The organism is Mycoplasma sp. 1890, from assembly GCF_053851615.1.
The window spans coordinates 20,348-44,362 of sequence record NZ_JBSQAZ010000001.1; the positions used below are offsets into that span (position 1 = coordinate 20,348).

Consider the following 24,015-nt stretch of genomic DNA (forward strand, 5'->3'; position numbering starts at 1 on the left):
GAAAATGATGATTTTCTTATGAACTATATTTTTACCATTAGTGCTATTTATTGAATTAAAGATAATTGTTCTTCTTGTTGAAAAATATTGGCAAGTAAATCTTTTATTTGTTCTCTTAAAGTAGTAAGTTTAGTTTTTCTATTATTTAATTCTAAACTTAGCTCCATATCTTCGCTATTTTTACTGTTTTTTTTCATTATTTGTTCTAATTGGTCATCAATATTCATTATAACAGAATTAGCAAGCGATAAATCCTTAAAAAGCACTATTCTTTTATCTATTTGTTTCTTATATTCTTCAAATGTCTTAATTAAATTATCAATATCAAAAGAATTATTTTGTTCCTCTTTCCTTAATTCCATAAGTTGCATGATTTGTGTATTTATATTTTCTTTTTCATCTTCAAGTTCCATTATTTCCTGACGAGATTCAGAATAATTTGGATCATAAGTTAAAAGTTTAATAACTTCTAATTTTCTTTTTTCATCATTCTTTTTTATTTCCTCAAATTCTTTTATCAACTCTTGAAAAACAGATTCATTTTCCTTATCGAATTCTTTTTCTTCATTAAGATTTTTAATTTGTTCATTCGCTTCACTAATTTCGTTATTTAATTCATCTAATTCCTGATTAATAACATTTTTTAGTTCTTGGCTCTTTTGATCAATTATTTTTTCATTTTCATTAATTTTCTTTTCTAATTTTTCTGCTTCAGGATTAGGCTTAATCATGTCTTTCGCATCATCCTTATTTGCATTATTGGATTCATTATTGCCTTCATTATCATTGCCTTGTGAATTATCTTGATTAGATCCAGAATCATCTGATTCTTCATTATCGCTGGCATCGGGATTATTAGGATCAAAATCCTTATCACTAGGATCATCACCATCATTTTCATCCGTTTTAGATTCATCTTCATGTATATCTGGTTTTTTTATTTCAGGGCTTGTTTCGGGACTATTTTCACTTGAATTATTACCCTCGATATTCGGCATTGTTCCCTCAGGAGTTTCAGGTTTTGGGCTATCGGTATTTTTTTCTAAACCTTTCGCATTGCTAATTTGCTTGTCTTTTTTATCAGTCATTTTTTCTAGCTTATTAGTCATGCCTTTACTGCACGACATTACAACTATTGTTGTGAAAAATGGAACAGACAAACTAGCTAGTGACAACAAGATTCTACTAGATCTTTTCATATTTTCCCCTTTTTAATTAATGTGCTTTTCAATATAATATATACCATAGTTTTTTTATTTTTTTTGCAAAGTGTATCTACTTTATTAAAATTGTTATTTATTTAAAAATATTAAAATTTAATTTTCTATTCATTTATTTCTAAAATGTAAAACTCTATTTTTATTAGATCTTAGTAATATTAAAAAAATATAAATAATAAAATAAGATGATTATTAAATCATCTTATTAAATTCAGTAACCATTATAAGTATTTTTCAAGTTGTAATTGTTCTTGAGAAATTTTATCAATTAATTCTTTAATTTCCTTTCTTAATTTATACAAAAGGTCCTTCTTTTTATTCAATTTTTCTAGTTTTTCTTTAGCTAAAGGATCAGATTTTTTCATCAATTCTGCTATTTGGTTATCAATATCCTCAATTATCAAATTAGACACCGACAGATTCTTATACAAATCTATTCTCTTATTTATTTCGCTCTTATTTTCTTCGAAAATTTTAATTAATTCTTCCGCATTTTTTTTATCAATTATTTCTTCTTGCAAATCCATTTTAATTTGTTCAATTTGAGCAATCACATCAGTTCTTTCTTGCTCTAATTCTGCTATTTGTTTAGGAAACTCAGATTTATCCACCTTGTAGTTTAATAATTCTTCAACTTTTTGCTTTCTTTGTTGACTCTCTGTTTTTAAATCTTCATATTCTTTTTTTAGTTCTTCGTATTCCTGAGCATTATCAGGATCGTCAACCTTACTTTGAGTTAGATTCTCAATTTGTTCTTCTGCATCTTCAATAGCTAGTTTTAAATCATTCAATTCTGATTTAGAAATAGTTTCAAGTTCAACGATTTTTTTATCGATTTCATCTTCGTTAATCTTAATTTCATTTTGTATTTTTTGTGCTTCTGGACTAATTTTTGGTGTTATATCATCTTTTTTAGTATCAGGTGTTTTGATTAAACCCCTTTCTTTAAGAGAATTAAAAAGTTTAATTAAATCCTCTTCTTTGATTTGTGTTTCAATCTCTTGTAAACTTTTTTGTAATGATTCTAATTTAAACATTTCTTCTATTTCTTCATCTGTCAAGTTGCTTAGCAATTCATCTTCTTTAGGGTCAGGTGTAACTTCTGGAAGAGATGGTGATACAAGGGTGTCTTTAGTGTCCTCGTCTTCTGTTCTGCCTTCTGGAAGGGTTTTTCCTAAATGTTTAATTTCTGGTTTCTTTTCTTGTTCTTTGCCTTCTTTTTTCTTTTTAGGATCTTGTGGTTTCTTTTGATCATCTATTTTAGGATTGCTAGGTTTATTATCATTATTTGAACTGCAAGAAATAACAGTTGCAGCTGTTATAAAAGGTATTGAAATGCTTGCTAATGTTAATAAAATTTTGTTAGATTTTTTCATAAATTTCCCCTTAAAATGTTTATCAATTTACTAAATTACACCATAGTTTTTTTTTTTTTTTTGTGAAATTTATCAACAAAATATCAAAAAATTTTGTTTTTATAAATAAAAGTTATCCTTAGTTTTATCAATTGAGTCTACTGGTTTAAGCCATCAATATAAAAAATAAGATGACTCTAAAACCGGAACTGTAGATAATTTTGTGTAAATTAATTTCTGACTTATTTTTTTATAAGTAATTTGAGAATAGCAATTACACAAATCAAAAATTTATTATACAAAAACAAGGCCTCAATTAAGAAAAACTTTATTTCATTTTTCTAACTGATTTTGAATTGCAAAATAAACTATTTTTATTAAAGAGCCATCGGCAGGAAATGGAGTTTTGTTTCTTGATATTTTTCTAATATTTTTATTTAAATTTTCGATGACGTTTGTTATATAAATTAGCTGTCTAATTTCTGTTGGAAAGTTAAAATTTATCAATGTTTTTTAGACAACTTTTAAGCGCATACTGATATTTAGAATCTCATTTTTCTTCAAAAATATCTAGTAATCTAGATGCTTCATCTATACTGTTGGATTTATAAATATTTTTTATGTCTTGGGCAAATTATTTTAAATCTTTATAGTTAACATGTTTTGTCGAATTTCTTATTTGATGAACTATGCACTTTTGAATTTGTGTTTTAGGAAAGACTGCTTTAATTGCTGTTAAATTATTGCTTGGCATGAGATATATCTCCTAAATCCCTCTTAATTTAAGGTCATTTAGAACTTGAATCCAATATTTTGCACTTTCGGATTCTCCTATTCAAGATCCCAAAACATCCTTATAATCATCAAGAGAGTAAACCACAATAAATATAAGCAGATTTTTCCGCAAGTTTATTTTCTTCTTTTATTTTAAACTTTATTCCATCAATAAAATCATAGCATATGTTTTTTTCTAAAGGTCTATTTCTTCTACTCTGTAATTTGAGCTATTATCTTATTAGTTACTCTACTTACAAAACTTGGATCAACATCTATAGCATACATATCTTTTAATGTATCTGATATGTCCCTAGTTGATACACCTCTTGAATATAAGCTGATAATTTGGCTTTCAATTTTGGAAATATCGTATTGAAATTTAGAAACTACTTTTGGTACAAATCTTGAATTTCTATCTCTTGGAATTTAGTTCAATTTCTCAAAAATTAGATCTTACATTTTGGAATAACTACCATTTCGATAGTTGTCTTTTATAGCTCTTTCGTGTTCATATTTATCTCATTCAAGAAAGTTTTTTAATTTTTTCTTGCATCATAATTTCTATAAGATCTTTTATATTTTTCTTAACAATTTCATAAACATCTTCTTTGGTTGTTGGTTTATATTTATCATGTAATTCTCTTGAGCTTAGCATTTTAATATTTTTTTGGCATATTAAAAAATCTCCTGTGTAAATATTTTAAATTTAAATATTTGACATTGGGAGATTTTTAAACAAAATTATCTATGGTACCTAATTTCTAATTTAGGGTTTTTATATTCTTTGAATATTTTTAGCTATTGCTTTATATTTGCAACAAAAGAATAAAAATCGTCAAAAAAAGAATCGATTTATTTTTTTTCTTTATTTTTTCAACTAAGGTAAAGAGTTTGCCCAGCCCTATTGTCAATTGTTATTTCAAACCCGTCTTTTTCTTTATTATCAAAATAAAATCTTCTTAATGTTTTAATATTTCCACCTTCTACAACGACTAAATATTCAACAAAATATAGTTCTGTTTTGTAAAATCTTTCTTTTTTATTATTTCTTTCAAATAATCGAGTTAGTACATTTACTTTATCAGTTTTATATGTAGCATAAAATGCCTCATTAAGTTTTTCAAATAATTCCTTATTTTTTCTACCTTGAGAATTTATTGCGTCTATAACTTCCGATTTTGTATATTTAGAAGAATCAAGTTTTGAAGTATTATGCATCAAAAGGTTTTGTGCTTGTCCTATTTTTAATTCATCAAGTGCATAAAACAATTGAGTTAAAGCGATATTGTAATTTTGCATACGATGAATATCCTTATTTGTTTGAAGGACATAGAAACTATCATTTAAATTTTCTAATCAATTTTTATATATGATTTTTTCTTCTAATTTTTTAATTGATTCTTTACGATATGTTTTTAATTTTTCAAAATCTCCAGTTTTGATAGCGTTATTTTTCTTTTTAATATCTTCCTTAGTAATAATTCTTGAATTTGAACCGAATAATACAAATTTATCTCCAAATTCTTTTAAATCTACATACCCGCCCAACAAAGGTTTTAGCATATTGAAATATCTATCAACATCTGCTTTGTCTTGCAATAGTTGTTTAATAGTTCTCTTTGTAGGATCAGCTGCTTTGTAATATTCACTTATGCTGTTTTTAAAACTTTCAACACTAAGATTGTTAGAAGTGAATAATGTTTCATCATAAACAAAAGATTTTGTTATATCATTTCATTTATTTTTAATATGTTCTTCAAAGGTATTTAAAATTTCTTTTTGTTGTTCTTTTTCAAATAAAGATAATGTTATACTGTTATTATTACCATTTAAAGAGGCTTGTGTGTTATTTTTTAAATCAGAAACAATGATTTTGGATAATTGTTTTAAATATTCTTGTTGTTTTTGCTTTTGTTTTTTACCATCGATAATGATGTCTTTATTAAGAATAATCTTATCAGTATTTAATGGATTTTTATTTTCTTCTTCTAATGAAAAAGAAAATCTAATTCCTTCTCCCTCTTTTGAGGGGTCGTATTTTTGATATAGATATTGATTATAATAATTATTAACTATCTTTTGAATTTGTTCATTTGAAGGCTCATTATAATCAAAAATAATATCTGGAGCAATGTTTTTGAAAGCATTCTCGTCTAACTTTATAGATGGTTTATGAGGTTTTTTATCATGATCTTGTTCTTTGCCTTCTTCTTTCTTTTTAGGATCTTGTGGTTTCTTTTCTTGTTCTTTGCCTTCTTCTTTCTTTTTAGGATCTTCTGGTTTCTTTTGATCATCTATTTTAGGATTACTAGGTTTATTATCATTATTTGAACTGCAAGAAATAACAGTTGCAGCCGTTATAAAAGGTATTGAGATACTTGCTAATGTTAATAAAATTTTGTTAGATTTTTTCATAAATTTCCCCTTAAAATGTTTATTAATTTACTAAATTACACCATAGTTTTTTTTTTTTTTTTGTGAAATTTATCAACAAAATATCAAAAAATTCTGTTTTTATAAATAAAAGTTATTCTTAGTTTTATCAATTAAGTCTGTTGGTTTAAGCCATTAATATAAAAAATAAGATGACTACAAAATCATCTTATTAAAATTTTTTTGTGCTACCTACAAATTTAGTTCAAGTTCTATTTCTTTTTGAAATACCTTTGCAATTAAATCTTCAATTTCTTCACTTAATTTATTTAAAGTTTTCATTTTATTATTTAATTGTGTTTTTAACTCTTCATCTTCAGGATCTTTATCAGTAGATTTTTCTAATTTTTCTATTTCCTTTTTGATATCTTCTACTATGGCATTAGCTATTGAAAGACGTTTATATATATTAATTCTTTTATCAATTTCTTGTTTATTTTTTTCAAAGACTTTGATTAAATCATTAATATTTTTACTATTGAAATCATCATCATTTAATAGTTTTCTTAACTCAACAATTTGGGAATCAGCGTCGGTTTTTTCTTGTTCTAATTCGACTATTTGATTAGAAAACTTAGAGTTATTTTCCTTATAATTGAATAATTCTTCTTTTTTTGTTTGCTCTTTGTTTTTAAATCTTCATATTCCTTTATTAATGCTTCGTATTCCTTAGCATTATCAGCATCGTCGGCTTTGCTTTGAGTTAAATTATCAATTTGCTCGTCTGCATCCTCAATAACTGCTTCCAAATCATTCAATTCTGATTTAGAAATAGTTTCAAGTTCAACGGTTTTTTTATCAATTTTTTCTTCATTAACCTTAATTTCATTTTGTATTTTTTGTGCTTTAGGATTAACTACCATTGATCCATTAATTTGTCTATCAAAATCATCATAACTTATATCTGACGAGCCGAAGTTTAATAACTCATATGCTGGAGGTGTTTGATGATCTTTTGGTACATCTGGTGTTCCAAAAATTTGACGATTAAAATCTTCTAGCTTAACATCTTCTCTATCATATCCCAACAATTCAAAAGATGAAGGGACATCTGCATCATTTATTTTACCGGTTTCAGATTTATTTTTACCTTCACCATTTTTATGTTGGTTCTTAATTTCTGATTCTGGTTTCTTTTCTTGTTCTTTGCCTTCTTCCTTCTTTTTAGGATCATCTAGTTTCTTTTGATCATCTATTTTAGAATCATTAGGTTTTTTATCATTGTTTGTACTACATGAAATAACAGTTGCAGCTGCTATAAAAGGCAAGGAAATGCTAGTTAATGTTAATAAAATTTTGTTAGATTTTTTCATAATATCTCCTTAATGCAATTTTTAGATAAAAAAATTAAACCATTTTTTTTGGAAAATTTTTCAACAAAAAACAATAGATTTATTTTTGTCATAATAAAATATGCTTTTTAGTTTTGTTCTAAAAGCATTAAAAAATAAGATAAAAAAATAGGATAGTATATATAACTACCTTATATTATCATTTTGCCTATATTTATATTTTTTGCTTATAAATATTTAGAAATCTCTATTTCTTCCTGAAATACCTTCGCAATTAGATCTTTTATTTTCTCTCTTAATCTATAAAGATTATCCTTCTTTTGCTTCAATTCCATGGATAATGTTTCATTACTATCATCATTTGTGGAACTAATTGTTTTATTCTTCATTAGGCCCTCTATTTGATTATCAATATACTTAATTACCAAATTAGCTACCGATAAACGTTTATATAAATCTATTCTCTCATCTATTTCTATTTCATTTTTTTCAAAAATTTTAATTAATTCTTCCGCATTTTTCTTATCGATTATTTTTTCTTGTAAATCCATTTTAATTTGTTCGACTTGAGTATTAGCATCAGTTTTTTCTTGTTCCAATTCAGCTATTTGACTAGGAAATTCAGACTTATCTGGCTTGTAGTTTAATAATTCTTCGACTTTTGTTTTTCTTTGTTCGTTCTTTGTTTTTAAATCTTCATATTCCTTTATTAATGCTTCATATTCGCTAGCATTATCAACATCTGCCTTATTTTCAGATAGATTAGCAATTTGTTCTTTTGCGTCCTCTATTATTTCATTTAAATCATTCAATTCTGATTTAGAAATAATTTGAAGTTGATTACTTTTTTTGCGTAATCATTTCTTCATTTTCTTTGATTTCTTCTACTATTTTTGCGACCCTTGGGACAACATTTGGTGTTGCTGAATCTTGTTCACTAATTCCTGTTTTAGCATCCTCAAAATCACCTTCTTCATTACTATCTTCAATAATTAGATCGCCTAGATCATCACCATCATTTTTATCATTCACATCTTCAATAGATTCAGAATCGCTAAGTTCTTCTTCGCTATCTTCGGGGTTATTTGGATCGAATTCTTTATCATCCATATCTTCGCTGTCGTTAACTTGATCATTTTTATCATTGTTTTTAGATTTTAAAGATTCTTCATCATTAAATTCTCCCAAATTTTGGGAATTATCAATTTCCTGTTCTTTTTTAGTTGAATCTTCTTCTTGTTTTATTCGATCTCCTTGAGGTGTTAAGGTTTTACCATTAGATGTTTCATTTTTTGGACTCTTCCAATTCTTTTTCTTTCAATTCCTTTATTTTATTGATTTTAGGTTTTTTAGTCTCATCTTCTTTTAACTTTTTATTTATATCGACTTCTGATTGTATAGGGTTCAAATTACTACATGATATTACTGAACAAGCGGCTACCGTTGATATTGATAAACTAGCTATGGTTAGCAAAATTTTACTTGATTTCTTCAATGCCGTCCTCCATTATGATTTTAAAATTAATATAAAACATATATTAGACATTAAAAAATGAAATTTACAATTATTTTAATATTTAAAAAATAGTACAAATATTCGAATTGCCTAAAATAATTTAAAATTATGAGCAAAATTTAGCTCTTTATAAAAATTATTCAATAATTATTTTGTTTACTTTTTATAATTCAAATTATAGTCAGCAAATACATATTTATAATTTATTAGCTTAATTTCTATATTTGATTTGCTATAATTAATTAATCTTAAAAATCGTGATTAAGGGGGTATGTGCTTTCTTTATAAATTGAGTTCAAGATATACATAGAAATATCAAAACTAAAACCTATCGGTTTTCAATTTTTGAAATAGCACTTTTTGGTCTATTATTATCATTATATATGGTGTCCGCAGCCATAGAAAAATTTGTATTTATTGGTGCTTTTAACATTTCGATAACATATGCAGTTTTTATTATTTTTGGTCTTGCGCTTGGGCCTTGAAAAGGGGCAATTATTGGTTTATTATGTGATACGATTAATCAACTGATCTTTGGAATATCAACATGGATGCCTGAGTATGCGATTGTCCCTATTTTAATAGCTTTTCTTGCTGGATATTTTATGAGAGGATTAAATAAAAAAAACGAAACTGCAACATGAGCAATTGGTTTTATTTTTCTAACCATTATTACAACAATTTTTATTTTAATCCTACTAAAAGAATATAATTCCCTACCAATTAGTGAGGGGTCTCTAAAAAGAAAAAGAAAACTATCAATCAACGCTGTTATAGGCATATCTACATTTGGAATAGCGTCTATATGAATAATATCGGAAGCTTTCTTAATAACATATTTAGTAACAAGAAATGTCCACGTTAAATATGCAATGTTTCTATTATTCAATATTTTATTAACTGTATTTGGAATACTAATCATAACTAGATGATTATGAGGTCCATATGCATACATTAACTATCATAACCGTTTCCGAAGCGGGACATGGAAACATAGTGAATATTACTTCTTCTTTATGGTACCTATCATATTTAAGAGTTTAGTTGAAATACCAATTTATACATTTGCTATATTTGCAGTTTATCCAATTATTAGAATAATTAGAAACAAAATTAATTATGTATCTAAAAAAATAAGTGTATTTTAACATATTGCAAAAAATAATTTCTAGTCTCTAATAAAAATCAACACGGCTCAAAATTAAGACTTTTTTTACTTTCGTGTTTATTAACTATAAATAAAAATCTAGGTAGTAAAAACCTAGAATTTTATTTATATAAATTTTTAAATTACTTATTTCCAATAAAATTTATGCTAATTAACTTCAAATACAGTAACAAAAGCAAAGGATTCAATATTATTTTTTTTGTATCGAACAATTACAGAAATTTTTGTCTTAGAATTTTTGGTCTTAACCTCGAATTTTGTAGGTTTAATTATCTCAAATCCTTCAGGTACATTTATTTCATCATAAATTAAATTTTTAAGGTCAAAATTTTCCTTGGTAAAACTACCACTATATTTAAGTTTTTTATCAAAACCTCTTGCTTTTATTTCTTCAGTTAATTGAAGTCTCTTTATATCCTCTTCTGCTGTTTTTTCATCGTTAATTTGAACTCTTGTTGAGCTTATTCTTGCATAATCTTTATTCAGAACATCGGTTAAGCTACCCAAACTTACTTTTATTGATTTAATTTTTTTGTTTTCAATAATTGGTTTTGAGAATATTAGAACATTTTGTGTATCAATAAAGGTTTGGGTGTAATTGTAAAAGAATAATTCCGAATCAATTTGATAAGTATTTTTGTTAAATTCAAAATGTTGGGCTGCTATAAATTCTTCACCATCTTTTAAAATTTTTTCTTTAATTTCATTATTTATTAAAACTAATTCTTTTGATTTAAGATTCTTCAAAGCCTTATCATGAATTCTCCTAAAACCATTATCACTAGTTAGATATTCATCAGAAGGTGTTTCCTTAAAATCGACTAATTTTATTTGTTTATATTGTTTATTTTCAATGGTATTAGTTGGAGCTTGGATATCTTCAAGAGGTTCTTGGCCTTTTTTCTTTCTTATATTATTTAATTCTTCAATGCCTAATTTATTCAAATCAAATTGCACGTCATATGAAATCATAGGGCTTTTGCTTCAATCAGCAAAGGAAACTTCGATAGTTATTTTTTTAATATCGTTTTCTTCTTTTATATCTTTAAAAACATATTGTAATTGATGATTCTTTGTTGTTAATCAATAAGATTTATTAGTTAATTTTGCATAATCGCCCTTTTCGATAAATGTTTTATCTTTTGAATAATAAGGATAAACAAGAACATCCTTAAGTTGTGCAACTAAAAATTCTTTTTGCTTTTCTTGCGTTAAATTATGAGGATTAATAGAAGAAGGATGCGCATATCTTTCTTTATCAATTGTTTTGGTTATTTTTTTACTTATTTTTTTGTCTGTATTTGAATATAATAGAATATCAATTTTATATTCATTATCAGACACCTTAACTAGATTAGAAAGTTCAAAATTATACAAATTTTTATCATATTCCGAAACAACAAAGTTAGGCTTATTTTCAAAATTATTAATTGATACATTCATAAGTACGTTTTGATAAGCCTTTTCATTATTAAATCTTATCTTTAACTTTGTAAGGTTCTCATCTAATTTTGTTTTTTCTTCTAATTCTTTGTTTATTTGATTCATACCTTTTTTTCATCCAGTTAGAATGAAAAATTTATTTTTTTCATGTCTTATATTGGCATTTTTCTTTTGTAGTCGATATATAAAGGTAATGTCATTAGTTTCTTCGTTTTTAACAGCCTTGTATTGACTAAATTCAAAAGTCTTAGGCAAAATCTTAATAATTTTGCTCAAATCAGCTTGCGCTAATGTAGTATTTTCTATACTTGGATAACTAAATCTTGTATACGATTCCGCTAATTTAAGCAACTCTTGATCAGATTTTTTTGACAAATTAGCAATTTTAGATTCCATTTCATTTTTTGCTATTTCCATATGGTTAGTAGTAGATTCTATCATAATTAAATCACTACTATTTTTTAAGATGTCCATAGCTTTATCTATAGCCTTTTGATAAACTTCCTCTTCTTCGAAGCTAAAAGCTAGCGATGCCTTATTTGCACTAAAGATTCTGTTTGTTTCCTCAACAGAAGTTTTTAATAAATTCTTAATTTTTTTTAAATCTTTTTTTGCATCCTGACTGCATGAAATTGATATCACAGGAATGGTAATTAATGGTGAAATTAACCCTATTGATAATAAAATTCTCCTATTTTTAGACATAAAGTTCCTCCGTAAATTTAAAAGAAAAGGCCACAAAAAAGTGGCCTTTTTATCCCTTAGATTTTATTGATTTTAATTCTTAATCTGATTGATTTATTCATTTTATAGTGAAATTATAGCATAATTAACATAGGCATTATAAAAGCACTGAAAAAGTAATAAAAAAGTCCTAAAATGGACTTTTACTTGCAACTATGCGTATTTAATATATAACAACAAAAGATTTATTTTGTGCTTGGTTTAAATACATCTAATATTTTATAATATTTTGACTAACTAATTTAATATTATATTTTTTATTTAAACAATTTTTATTCATTATTATTGGTCTTTTCTTCATTTTGAATATCAAGATCAACATCACTGGTAATATCTTTTAATTCAGTATCAGTCAATTGACGTGTTTCATTTTCCTCGCCTGTTTCGTTAATTACTTTTGCCACTGCAACAATAGAAGAATTTCTCTTCTTTAGATCGATTAATTTAACTCCTTTTGCATTTCTTCCAGTAATACTTACGGCTTTTAGTGAAAATCTAATTGTAACACCCTCGTCGGTTATAACAATTATATCCTCAGTTCCTTTTACAGTTGCTGAGTAAGCAAGTTCGCCAGCCTTTCCTTCATTTAAAGCTAAAACACCCTTTGAATTTCTTTTTGTTTTTCTAAATGAATCAACAAGGCTTAATTTTCCATATCCACTTGCACCAAGGCTAAAAATATAATTTCCCTCGCTCGAGGTCGAAGCAGAAACTACCTTTTCATTTTCTCCTAATTTTATTCCCACAACGCCAGCTGCTAATCTACCTTTTGAATTAATATCAGCCACCTCAAAACGTGATAATTTTGAATTATTGGCCGCTATAAAGATATCCTCATTATCAGTCGCAACTAGTGCCTCGACAAGACTATCTCCATCCCGCAATCCAAATGCTAGCTTTCCGTTTCGATTAATTAATTTATATAATGATAAATGTGATTTTTTAATAATTCCCTTCTTAGTTACAGTTACTAAGAATTTATTTTTATCATAGTCGCTATTATCAACACTTAATATTTTTATAACACGTTCATCACTACTTAAAGCACCAATGATATTAATAATTGGTGTACCTTTTGATTGCTTAGTCCCCACTGGGATTTCATATCCTCTTACACGATAAACCTTAGCTCCAGTAGTAAATATCAATAAATCAGTATGTGTATTAGCTACCAGAATGTCTTGAATATCATCGTCTTGATAGGTTTTAGCAGTTGAAACACCAACGCCACCGCGGTTTTGTTCTTTGTACTCATCTAAATCTAAACGTTTTAAATAGCCATTTGTAGTAACAGTAATGACAACGTCCTTTCTAGGAATCAAATCCTCATTATTAATATCAGAAGCTTCATCTCAATTAATTTGTGTTTTACGGCTATCTCCATATGCTTCTTTGATTTCGTTTAACTCTTTTATTATTAGATCAATTAAAGCATTTTTATCGCCCAATATTCTTTGATATTCGCCAATTCTTTCATGAACTAATGCCAGCTCTTCATTCATCTTAGTAATAGCTAGTCCAGTTAATCTGCCGAGTCTCATATCAACAATGGCCTTGGTTTGAATTTCACTTAAATTAAACTTATTACTTAATTCTGTTTGTGCTTCTACATCAGTTTTTGATTTCTTTATAATTTCAATTACACGGTCGATATTTTCAACGCAAATTTTAAGGCCTTCCAAAATATGAGCTCTTGCTAAATCTTTTTCTAAATCAAACTGCAATCTTCTTGTAAGAACATTAATTTGGTGTTTTAAATATACTTCTAAAGCAGTTTTTAAATTAAGTTTTTGCGGTTCATTATTAACTAGAGCTACCATATTAAATGAAAATCTAGTTTGAAATTCTGTTAATTTAAATAATTTATTCAAAATAACTTCTGGGACATATGCCTTCCTAATTTCGATTACAATTCTTATACCATCACGGTTTGATTCATCACGAAAATCGGAAATTCCTTCAATTTTTTTATCCTTAATTAAATGATTTATACTTTCAATTAAGCTTGATTTATTTTTACCGTATGGAATTTCTGTAATAATAATTTTAGATTTGCCGTTACTCAATTCCTGAATAGTTGCCTTTGAACGTATAGTAACACGGCCAACTCCTGTTTCATAGGCACGTATTAAACCTTCTTTGTCAAAAATTATCCCCCCAGTTGGAAAATCTGGCCCTTGAATATATTCCATTAATTCACTTATTGTAATATCAGGGTTTTTTGCCAATGCACAAACACCATCGATAACCTCATTTAAATTATGAGGTGGGATACTTGTTGCCATACCAACAGCAATACCATATGAACCAGAAACTAATAAATTAGGAAATCTAGAAGGCAATACTACTGGTTCTTTTTCTGTTCCATCATAGTTATCAATAAAATCAACAGTATTCTTCTTAATACCATCAACCATAGCGCCTGCAATCCTTGACATCCTTGCTTCTGTATAACGCATAGCAGCAGCAGAATCGCCATCAATAGAACCAAAATTACCATGGCCATCAATTAAAGGATATCTCAAAGAAAAATCTTGAGCCATTCTAACCATTGCTTCATAAACTGAACTATCACCATGAGGGTGATATTTACCCAAAACATCCCCAACAATACGAGCAGATTTTTTATGTTGCACATTATGAAACATCCCTAATTCGCTCATACCATATAATATTCTACGATGAACTGGCTTTAGTCCATCCCTTGCATCAGGTAAAGCCCTTGCAACAATAACACTCATTGCATATTCAAGAAACGAACTCTTCATTACCGTTGCAAGATCAGCTGGTCTTAGCCCGTTTACTTCACTATCTAGAATTTGACTTTGTACAACATAGCTTTCATTATTTTGGGGAATATATTCCTCTTCATCATCTATTGTTTCTTTTGGCTCGTCATCAAAAACTCTTTTAATTTCGTCGCTAACTGCATAAAAATCATCTATTGTTTCCTCTTTGCTTTTTTCTTGGCTCATTTTTAGTTCATCTAGTTTTTTTTCTTCATCATTAAGCATATTTACTCCTATAATATATTACAAAGTAATATATTAATTATATCAAAAAAGACATAAAAATTAAAGGCATAAAAAAACCATAAACTTTTTTATGGTTTAAAATTTAAAAGCAATAAAATAAATTTTTTTGCCTTCATTTCTGAATTTTTCTTCGTAATCAGTCAATTTATTTTCAATTTGATAATTACAATTATGTAAATCCGACGTATGATAAATTATATCAGCGTTAAATTCCTTTAATTGTTCCAATGCAAATTCATATAATCCATTATTATCAGTCTTAAAATAAACTTTGCCTTCCTTATCAAGAACAGATTTATATTGTTCTAAAAAAGTTTTATAAACTAGTCTCCTCTTAAAATGCCTTTTTTTAGGCCATGGATCAGAAAAAGTTAGCCAAATTGTTTTTACCTTATCGGCAATAATTTCATTAAGTTTAGCAGCATCGCCCACAATTATCTTCATATTTTTTAAAGACTTTTGTTCAATCTTCTTGAGCGCCGATAATGCTGGGGTCGAGTATTTCTCTATACCTATATATTCATTTTCCGGATGACATAGTGCTAATTCTGAAAGCATCTTGCCCTTTCCCATACCAATCTCAACAACAGCATCCTTTTTAGGTGTATAAGGGAATTGGTTAATATAAAATTCGCTATTTTCGAGAGTGCTTAATGCGTTTTTATTATGTCTTAATCTCATAGATAAAATTGTATAAAACCTTCTTGCATATTTTTTAAAAAAGATGGTTTTTCGTAACTTTTGTTTATAATTTTTATGATAACTAACTAAGTAAAATTAGTTTCTTATACATATATTAATTATTTAAAAATGAGGATACATGAGCTCTAATAATGAGATTAAGAGTTTTCATGATTTAGCAAAACAAGAAAATATATCAAAATTAGAATCAAGAAAACCTAAGAAACTATATCAAATGGGCCAGCTAGTTTCTGTTCAAGCTTTTAAGTACGATGGCACATTATATCGACAATATGAAGGGTGTAAAATCATAGCTAATCTTGATGATTTTGTTGTTGTTTTATTAATGAAAACAAAAGTGCAAGAATCAAATATCAACTGGCTAGTTTCAAAACCTATTTTGTTTTTCTTTGCCAAAAATAAATTTTATAATGCTTCGATAACTCTTAATGATGATAGACCAAACAATATTTATGTTAATTTAGCTAGTCCTTTTTTTATTGAGGATAATATCATTAAATACATTGACTTTGACCTTGATATTAAATGTTACAACGATGATGAGTTTAATGTTATTGACTGAATTGACTTTAAAGAATCGATAACTAAGTTAAATTATCCTTTAAAATTGATTTATCGCATCTATAATGAACTTGATTTTTTAGAAGAACAAAGCAGATTAAAAAGGGGTATTTTTTCTAAAAAACTTATTAATGATATTAAAAAACAATTAATAAATTCCGGTGATATTTAGAGTATTTAAGACTAATAAAAATAGAGGAGTTTCCCTCTATTTTCTTTTTATTTTAAGCAATTTCTATTTCGGAAGAAACAACTTCATTGCCAATAATAGGAACACTATTTTTAACAAATTGAGCGCCTTTATATTTAATTATTAAAGTAAATTTATTGTCTTTTTCATTAACTTCATAATCAAGCTTGCTACTAATTTTTGTTTGATTTTTACTAATGTATGTTGGTTTAGAAGGGTTTGCAAGTTGATAGTTCTTTCCGTCTTTATTTCACTCAATACCGTTTGATAATAAAACCTGGTCTAATTCAGTCAAATCTCTTCAATTAGGGTGTTGATCTCTTAGAGTCCAAACAATGGCATGCGAGGTGTATGAATATCATAGATCAATCTTCTTTTGTTTTAAATCTTCTTTTAAAGAATCTTTTTTAGAATATTTATCGTTTAGTTTAAACTTAGCTTGTGTAGTTTTAATGAAGGTATCAACATCGCTAATTTTTTCATTAGTTTTTGGTACCTTAATTGAAAATTCTAATTTAGAAGTATTAGAAATATCGGAAATTATGTGATTTCCATCTTTACTGTATGATGCACTTTTATATTCAACAATTACTTCAAAATCAACAGTCTTATTTTTTCCATCAGAATCATCTTTCTCACTCTTTTTGACTATTTTATAGTTAAGCTGTGATTGCAATTCTATTGAATTTCTTTTCTTATTTTCATAGGTTGATTTTTCAGAATTAACAAGTTGTGTATCTTCTAATAAACTAGCATTTTTTATTGTAAATATTACATCAACCCCTTTTTTTCAATTAGGATTCTTACCTTGTTGTGTTACAACTATGTTTTTATCTTTTCTGCCATATCATAATCAAACTTCTTTATTTAATAATTTAGCACCATATTTAGTTTTATTTTCTTCACTAACCTCAAAGATATCTTTTAATTTCTTAATTACTTGATTTTCTTTTTTTGTTTCATCAATAGGAGCGCTTGGATTATCGCCTGGTTTGTCATCTGGTTTAGGTGTTGGTTGTTGTTTGTTTTTTAATTTAATCTCATTAATTTCATTAATAAATGCATCCTTTATTCGTTTAATTTCTGCATCTGACTTCGCTTGAGCTAATAAATTTCTTGTCTTTGTAACACTTTGCGCTAATAAAACTTTTGTTTCGGCAGTTAAACTTTTATCCTCTTTGATAGTTTTATTAACATTTTCAATTTCTTTTTCTAATAATTGTTTTTCAGAATTAGAACATGAAACTGCTAAAACAGGAACAATTCCGATACTTGTTAAGGGCAATAATATTTTTAATAAACTCTTCTTCATAATCTTTTCTTCCTTTGCGTGTTTAATTTACATTATCTATACAGTAATTTATAATTAACTAAATTATAATATATAACAATTACATAAACAAATTAAAGCTAAAAAAGACACTTAATATAACACATATGACAAATTATTAAATTAAAATCCCAAAAGACACTATGTTATTGTCTATTGGGATTTTAAATAAAAAGTTATTCAATTTTAATTATTATCATCATTTTCATCATTACCAGACAAATTATCATCCAATGGAACATCATGTTTTGCAAGTTCCTTTGCTAAGTCGTTTTTATATTTATCCTCAGTTATTTTTTTAGCTCCTGAAACTTCATTAAATAAATTATTAAAATCAACTTCTGAATAATCTACTTTTAATTGTTCTTTTGTTTTGCTTAGCCCTTCTGGTAATTTCATATTTTCAGCAATATATTCAATTTCCTCAGCAACGATTGTTTCTTTAATAATAAGAGCATCTTTAATTAACTCTAATAAATCGCGATTCTCTGAAATAATTTTATGTGCTTCGCGTTCTGCTGTAAGAATAATTTTGCGAATTTGTTCATCAATTTCTTGGCCAACCTTGTTTGAAAAAGAAGCATTTTTCATATAATCACGCCCTAAAAATGGATTTGATGTATCTTCCTCATACTTAATAGGTCCTAAATCAGATAAACCTCATTCAGTAACCATTCTACGTGCAATAGATGTTGCCTTAGCAATATCATCACTAGCACCAGTTGACACATTTTCCTTTCCATAAATAATTGCCTCGGCGACACGGCCACCCATAAATGAAGTAATAATAGCAATTAACTCTGATTTTGAACGATTGTATTTTTCTTCCTCAGGCATCATTAAATTATATCCACCTGCCTGACCACGAGGGATAATGGTAATCTTTTGTACCTTATTGCCGCCTTTCATTTTAATCCCAACAACGGCATGACCCGCTTCATGATACGCAACTGCTATATTTTCTTTTTCAGAAATTGTTCTTGATTTCTTAGCAGGACCCGACATAACTCTATCAATAGCTTCATCAATTTGTTCTAAAGTAATAAATAGAGTTCTTTCTCTAACACTCAATAATGAAGCCTCATTAATTACATTTTCGAGTTGTGCACCCGAAAATCCAGGAGTTCTTCTAGCCAATTGTGAGAAACTAATTTTAGGATCAACTCTTTTTCCTCTCGCATGTAATATTAGGATTTGTTCTCTTTCTTTAATATCAGGAAGTCCGACGGTAATAGTTCTATCAAAACGACCAGGTCTTAATAAGGCAGGATCAAGAACATCTGTTCTGTTAGTTGCTGCCATAATTAAAATTCCACTATTTTCCTTAATGCCGTCCATTTCTACTAGCAATTGGTTAAGAGTTTGTTCTCTCTCATCATTTCCGCCACCAATTCCAGCGCCCCGCGATCTACCTACAGCATCCAATTCATCGATAAATATAATTGCAGGTGCATGTTTTCTTGCTTCTTCAAACATATCTCTAACACGTTTGGCTCCAAGACCTACAAACATTTCCACAAAATTTGAAGCAGAAATAAAGAAGAAAGGCACATTAGCTTCCCCTGCTGTAGCTTTTGCAATTAAGGTTTTACCAGTTCCTGGAGGCCCTCCAAGTAAAATACCTTTAGGGATTCTGGCACCCGCAGCATCATATTTATTAGGATTTTTTAAATAATCAACTAATTCTTTAACTTCTTCCTTAACTTCCTCATTTCCTGCTATATCTGAGAATTTTTTATTTGAATATACTCTTTGTGCTAATGATTTATTGCCTATACCAAAATCACCGCCCAATCCTCTTCTTGACATTGATTTTAAGCTAAATACAATAGCAATAATAATAATTCCAAAGAAGATTACATTAATTGCTGGACTTATGTATTTTTCGAAGATGCCAGCCTGTGGAATTGGTGCTGAACTAAATGAGCCAGAAATACCACCACTTGTTGAAGTTATGGCACTAAGAGCTTCATAATATGTTTTAGTATTTGTTCATGAAATTAATGAAGATGGTAATTCCCTTTCTAATAATCCACTTAAGTTAATCGTAAATGAATAAGATGAAAAGGGATAAAATTTTCGACCAAGCAAAAATTGCAATTCATTCTGGGTTCCATTAACTGTAATATTTAAAGTATCAGAATAAGTATTTTCTAATCATTGTGAAACATAAAGACCATCAGTTTGACTTTTTGCTGTTTCTCTTACGACTTTTTCTAAAAAACCTAGATTCTCGTATTTGATTGAAGCAGCACGAATTTGATCAACTGCAATTAAAACAAGAACTATAAAGGCAACAATAGCAATAAAAATCCCAACTATTCCAAATAATCCAATTTTTTTCTTTTCTTTCGGTTGTGGAGAGTTATTTTTATTTCCCATATAAAACTCCTTTCTATAGTAATTTAATATAATTTATTAGCAAAATTATAAAATAAAAATTAATTTTTACAAATTTTTAGAGACGCTTGCTTCTTATAGATAATTACTTCATCATTAATTTTAAAACCTTTAAAATTTTTTTGGGACATAATAAACTTTTTAAATGAATTTAATTTATTTAATGATATTTTAATATCCTTAACATTAGCGTGCAAATATTCAAATAAAATTTCATTAATATAACAATGATCAAAGTTTAGAATTTTATAATTGTAATTAGATTCCCTAAACTTTTTAAATTCATTATTTACAAGATTTTGTTTTTTTTCTAATTCTTTATTCAAGAATTTTAATTTTAAAAATAATTCATCTTTTTGTAAAGAAGAACATTTTTTTAGACCAATTCTAATTTTATTTCTAGTATATATAGGCAAATTATTTGTATAATCAATAGCATATGGAATCGCAAATTGATTACAGAATGCTAAAATTTCATCTTTATATCACAAATTAATCATCGGTCTAAAAATATTCATGTTATTAATTTTATTTAATGGCATTATTCCATATTGTTTGGGGTGTCTAAAAGTTTGCTTCTGAAATAAGAATGTTTCAAGACAATCATCCTTGTGATGCGCAAGAACTAAATAATTAGCCTTATATTTATCATAAATTTTTTTATAAAATGTATATCTTTGATCACGTGCTATTTTTTGAAAATTACCAGCATGATCATTTGATTTTTCTATTGAAAAAATTTCGCATACTATGTTATTTTTATAGCAAAAATCTCGAACTATTTTTTCATCTTTTCACGAGTCCTCACGCTTATTATAATTAACACAAGCAACAATAATTTTTTGATTTTTCATAAGATTGAGCAGCCACATTGAATCGGGTCCACCACTAATGCCAAGGATAAAGGTTTCATCCAATGAAACAAGGTTATTAATAAATTCATTAAAAAATTTTTGTCTTAATTCAATTAACTTATTTTCCATAAATTTTACCTGAATAGTTATTCATAACATAACGAATATCATTACTAATAAATTGAATTAAGGCATCAGATGCTGCATCAATAACTTTTTCAATTACCAATGAATCACTATAACTAAATTTTCCTAAAACAAAGTTAATAGCGTTTTCCTTTCTACCAATCCCCACTTTTAAACGTTTAAAATCTTGGGTGCCTAGATGGTTTATAATGCTCTTAATGCCATTATGGCCTCCTGAAGAGCCTGATTGTCTAATAGTAACTTTGCCAAGTTCGGTATCCATATCATCATAAACGACAATGATATCGTCGATCATTATTTCAAAATAATCGCAAATTGCTTTAATAAATTCGCCACTATTATTCATATATGTCAAGGGTTTAGCTAAAATTATTTCACTATCCTTATAAAAAATTCCATTAAACTTTTTTTCCTTTAGGGGACATTCTAATTTCTCGGCAAGTTTGTCAATAACCATGAAACCTACATTATGTCTTGTTCTCTCGTACTCAACACCTGGGTTTCCCAATCCAACAATTAATTTCATAATTTCTCCTTAATAATTAAAAATTAAAACAAAATATTTGTTATTTATGATTTTTCATTCATAGATATTGAATATTAGTAATTCTTTTGGAATCATCATCATTTGCAATACCAAATTCTAGCGCACTTTTTTCGCCTATAATAACACTATATTGCTTTGCTCTTGTTATTGCTGTATATATTAATTTTTTACTTAATAATTTTTTGGCTTCTGAGAATAAAATTACAATTACGGCCTTGCACTCACTACCTTGATATTTGTGAACACTTGTACAATAGGCTGAATAGGTATTTTCAAAGAAATAGGATCTTGGTAAGGTAACCACTTTGTCATCACTATCAAATTCAATGGAAATGTGTGATAAAATAGGTTCCTTTTTTGTTGTTGATTTAGCATATATAAATTTCGAAATATAACCTATTTCACCATTAAAAACTTTCAATTTAGAATCATTAACTAGGTTGATAATTTTATCATTAATTGCTAATGTTCTTTCACGATATTTAGCGACTTCAGGTTTTTCTTTATTTCTAAAATAACTAATAAGAGCCTCATTAACTTCATCAATACCAGTTTCATAACGATATATTGGGCTAAGAATAGCTATGTCTTTTTTTGTATAGCCTTGAGCTAATAATTCTTCAATCTTCTTAATTAATTTATTTTTAAGTTCAAGGCGATTTGTTGGATAAAATTCAGAATTTTTTGATTCAAAATCCGGAAATACCCCTTCATTTATTTTTAAAGCATCTTTAACAATATCAAAGTTTCCAGATTGACGATATATATTAGTTAAAATAATAGTTTTAAAAATATTATTCTCAATAAAATCTTTAATTAAGTACCCACTGCCAATGGCCGGCAATTGATCCTTGTCACCAACTAAGATAATTTTAGTTAATGTATATTTTGATATACCTTTTAAAAGATTATAAAATAAATCCAATGACACCATTGAAAACTCATCAATAATTAAAATACTAATATCAGAGGTTGAATCTTCATTAGTAAAAAATCTGTTACTTTCTTGATCTCAACGCAAAAAACTATGAATAGTTTGGGCCTTCATATTTTCTTGCTTTATATTAATATTAATTGTTGCTCGACCAGTCGGAGTTAAAATTGCTATATCGTTATGATCATATTTTTTAGCTAATTGGTCAATAATTTCATTAGTTATTAATGTTTTACCAGTCCCAGGATTGCCAGTAATTAATACTAAATTCTCAGTTAAAGCTGATCTAATAGCTGTGACTTGTTGTGCATCAAAAATCGATGGAATATTTAAAATATTAGGCTCTTCGTAATTTGATTTCTTTAATATATATGAAAGACGCTTTACAACATATTCTTCTTTATAGATTGTATCGCGAGTAGTATAGTACTCACCATCAATGTATTTTAAAGAAATAAGCAATCTTTTTTCTAATAATTGGGCAACTGTCTCATCAAAATGTTTCTTAATACTATTAAAAATTTCATTATTAAAAATATTACATAGGGTTTTATAAAATTTGTCTACTTTAATTCGCGTATTACCAGAATTAAAAAAATATTCTTCTACAAATGCATATAAATAAGTTGCATTTTTTTGAACTAGCGATGTAGGATTAAATTCAATTGCAATCTTATCAATATCAGATATCTTAATATTTTCATATTCTTCAAGGTCAAAATAAAAATCGTATAAATTATCAAAATACTCATCTAAAAAACTTTTAAGGCTACTAAATTTCTTTAAAATTAACCTGCTTGTTGCCTTTGAAACATTAATCTTAAAAAGGTGTGATATATCAATTAAATATTGAAAGTTATTTTTTATTATTTCCACAAGTCTTTTTCAATCTTCCGCCGTAATACCAAATGTTTGGCCATAAAGCTTTTTATCGTCATAAATTTTTTGAAAAACATCTTCTCCTAAATCTCTTATTAATGTATTAAACTTAACATTTTTTAATTCATTAAATAGCTCTAATTTAAAAACTTGACTTAAATATTCATTTTTTTCCTCAATTAGAAGCTCAGACGTAACTTTTTTAAAAGGGATTTGGGAATCGATCAAATAACTATCATTATATTTTGAAAGGTTATTTTTAATTACGCTTATTTCATATTTTTTTTCGTGAATTTCAATTTTTAATTCATCAAATAAATGATCATAAAAAGTTATGGTTATTGAATTATAGGAATTTAAGATTATGGGATTTTTTTTATCATTTTCTAAAACTTTAAAAGCCACAATTGCTGTACGCTGATCTCTTGATCTCCATAACACTTTTTCAAATGTTCCAGTTACTATAAAATTCTGTTTAAGCATATCTT

At 27.1% G+C, this 24,015-nt stretch carries 21 protein-coding genes; 1 reads left to right on the forward strand and 20 read right to left on the reverse strand.

Annotation, left to right across the window (positions count from 1 at the left end; genetic code table 4):
• Positions 1–47: 47 nt before the first annotated feature.
• From ACWXVO_RS00095 to trmB, 15 genes are all read right to left on the reverse strand, one after another.
• The gene (locus tag ACWXVO_RS00095) at positions 48–1,199 is read right to left on the reverse strand and encodes a hypothetical protein (RefSeq protein ID WP_456001693.1); all 1,152 of its coding nucleotides are present in this window, start codon (positions 1,197–1,199) and stop codon (positions 48–50) included.
• 242 nt (positions 1,200–1,441) lie between these two features.
• A complete protein-coding gene (locus ACWXVO_RS00100) occupies positions 1,442–2,596 on the reverse strand; it encodes a hypothetical protein (protein WP_456001694.1) in 1,155 nt (384 codons plus the stop codon).
• A 273-nt stretch (positions 2,597–2,869) separates the two neighbouring features.
• The gene (locus ACWXVO_RS00105; RefSeq protein ID WP_456001696.1) at positions 2,870–3,082 is read right to left on the reverse strand and encodes a transposase; all 213 of its coding nucleotides are present in this window, start codon (positions 3,080–3,082) and stop codon (positions 2,870–2,872) included.
• Positions 3,083–3,209: 127 nt separating this feature from the next.
• Complete coding sequence (locus tag ACWXVO_RS00110; protein ID WP_456001698.1) at positions 3,210–3,329, reverse strand: transposase; 120 nt, start codon at positions 3,327–3,329, stop codon at positions 3,210–3,212.
• Between the two features lie 233 nt (positions 3,330–3,562).
• Positions 3,563–3,778 (reverse strand): transposase, encoded by a 216-nt coding sequence (locus tag ACWXVO_RS00115; protein WP_456001900.1) that lies wholly within the window; start codon positions 3,776–3,778, stop codon positions 3,563–3,565.
• Positions 3,779–3,866: 88 nt separating this feature from the next.
• Positions 3,867–4,007 (reverse strand): hypothetical protein, encoded by a 141-nt coding sequence (locus tag ACWXVO_RS00120; protein WP_456001700.1) that lies wholly within the window; start codon positions 4,005–4,007, stop codon positions 3,867–3,869.
• Between the two features lie 197 nt (positions 4,008–4,204).
• Positions 4,205–5,767, reverse strand: coding sequence for a hypothetical protein (locus ACWXVO_RS00125; RefSeq protein ID WP_456001702.1), 1,563 nt, complete (start codon positions 5,765–5,767; stop codon positions 4,205–4,207).
• Positions 5,768–6,342: 575 nt separating this feature from the next.
• The gene (locus ACWXVO_RS00130; RefSeq protein WP_438340550.1) at positions 6,343–7,098 is read right to left on the reverse strand and encodes a hypothetical protein; all 756 of its coding nucleotides are present in this window, start codon (positions 7,096–7,098) and stop codon (positions 6,343–6,345) included.
• Between the two features lie 206 nt (positions 7,099–7,304).
• Positions 7,305–7,946: a hypothetical protein gene (locus ACWXVO_RS00135; protein WP_438340549.1), complete on the reverse strand. Its 642-nt coding sequence runs from the start codon at positions 7,944–7,946 to the stop codon at positions 7,305–7,307.
• Positions 7,918–8,265, reverse strand: a complete 348-nt coding sequence (locus ACWXVO_RS00140; protein WP_438340548.1) for a hypothetical protein — start codon at positions 8,263–8,265, stop codon at positions 7,918–7,920. Before ACWXVO_RS00140 ends, ACWXVO_RS00135 begins: the two co-directional genes overlap by 29 nt.
• 88 nt (positions 8,266–8,353) lie before the next feature.
• Positions 8,354–8,572 carry a hypothetical protein gene (locus ACWXVO_RS00145; protein WP_444704948.1) on the reverse strand — a complete coding sequence of 73 codons (219 nt, stop codon included), beginning with the start codon at positions 8,570–8,572 and terminating at the stop codon, positions 8,354–8,356.
• Between the two features lie 349 nt (positions 8,573–8,921).
• Positions 8,922–9,548, reverse strand: a complete 627-nt coding sequence (locus tag ACWXVO_RS00150) for a hypothetical protein (RefSeq protein WP_455966009.1) — start codon at positions 9,546–9,548, stop codon at positions 8,922–8,924.
• Positions 9,549–9,908: 360 nt separating this feature from the next.
• Positions 9,909–11,909, reverse strand: coding sequence for a variable surface lipoprotein (locus tag ACWXVO_RS00155; protein WP_456001704.1), 2,001 nt, complete (start codon positions 11,907–11,909; stop codon positions 9,909–9,911).
• Between the two features lie 311 nt (positions 11,910–12,220).
• A complete protein-coding gene (gene gyrA / locus ACWXVO_RS00160; RefSeq protein ID WP_456001706.1) occupies positions 12,221–14,962 on the reverse strand; it encodes a DNA gyrase subunit A in 2,742 nt (913 codons plus the stop codon).
• A gap of 96 nt (positions 14,963–15,058) precedes the next feature.
• A complete protein-coding gene (trmB, locus tag ACWXVO_RS00165) occupies positions 15,059–15,664 on the reverse strand; it encodes a tRNA (guanosine(46)-N7)-methyltransferase TrmB (protein ID WP_455966003.1) in 606 nt (201 codons plus the stop codon).
• Positions 15,665–15,803: 139 nt separating this feature from the next.
• Here trmB and ACWXVO_RS00170 point away from each other — a divergent pair, with 139 nt between their 5' ends.
• Positions 15,804–16,418, forward strand: coding sequence for a DUF402 domain-containing protein (locus tag ACWXVO_RS00170; RefSeq protein ID WP_438340542.1), 615 nt, complete (start codon positions 15,804–15,806; stop codon positions 16,416–16,418).
• A gap of 52 nt (positions 16,419–16,470) precedes the next feature.
• Here the strand turns inward: ACWXVO_RS00170 and ACWXVO_RS00175 are convergent, their stop codons facing one another.
• The 5 genes from ACWXVO_RS00175 to ACWXVO_RS00195 form a co-directional block, all read right to left on the reverse strand.
• Positions 16,471–17,748 carry a hypothetical protein gene (locus ACWXVO_RS00175; protein ID WP_456001708.1) on the reverse strand — a complete coding sequence of 426 codons (1,278 nt, stop codon included), beginning with the start codon at positions 17,746–17,748 and terminating at the stop codon, positions 16,471–16,473.
• Between the two features lie 204 nt (positions 17,749–17,952).
• A complete protein-coding gene (gene ftsH, locus ACWXVO_RS00180; RefSeq protein WP_444704943.1) occupies positions 17,953–20,148 on the reverse strand; it encodes an ATP-dependent zinc metalloprotease FtsH in 2,196 nt (731 codons plus the stop codon).
• A 59-nt stretch (positions 20,149–20,207) separates the two neighbouring features.
• Positions 20,208–21,149, reverse strand: coding sequence for a tRNA lysidine(34) synthetase TilS (gene tilS, locus ACWXVO_RS00185; RefSeq protein ID WP_456001711.1), 942 nt, complete (start codon positions 21,147–21,149; stop codon positions 20,208–20,210).
• Positions 21,139–21,693: an aminoacyl-tRNA hydrolase gene (pth, locus tag ACWXVO_RS00190; protein WP_444704941.1), complete on the reverse strand. Its 555-nt coding sequence runs from the start codon at positions 21,691–21,693 to the stop codon at positions 21,139–21,141. The genes tilS and pth overlap by 11 nt, the downstream gene beginning before the upstream one ends.
• Positions 21,694–21,733: 40 nt before the next feature.
• Positions 21,734–24,010, reverse strand: coding sequence for an ATP-dependent DNA helicase (locus ACWXVO_RS00195; RefSeq protein ID WP_456001714.1), 2,277 nt, complete (start codon positions 24,008–24,010; stop codon positions 21,734–21,736).
• Between the last annotated feature and the right edge of the window lie 5 nt (positions 24,011–24,015).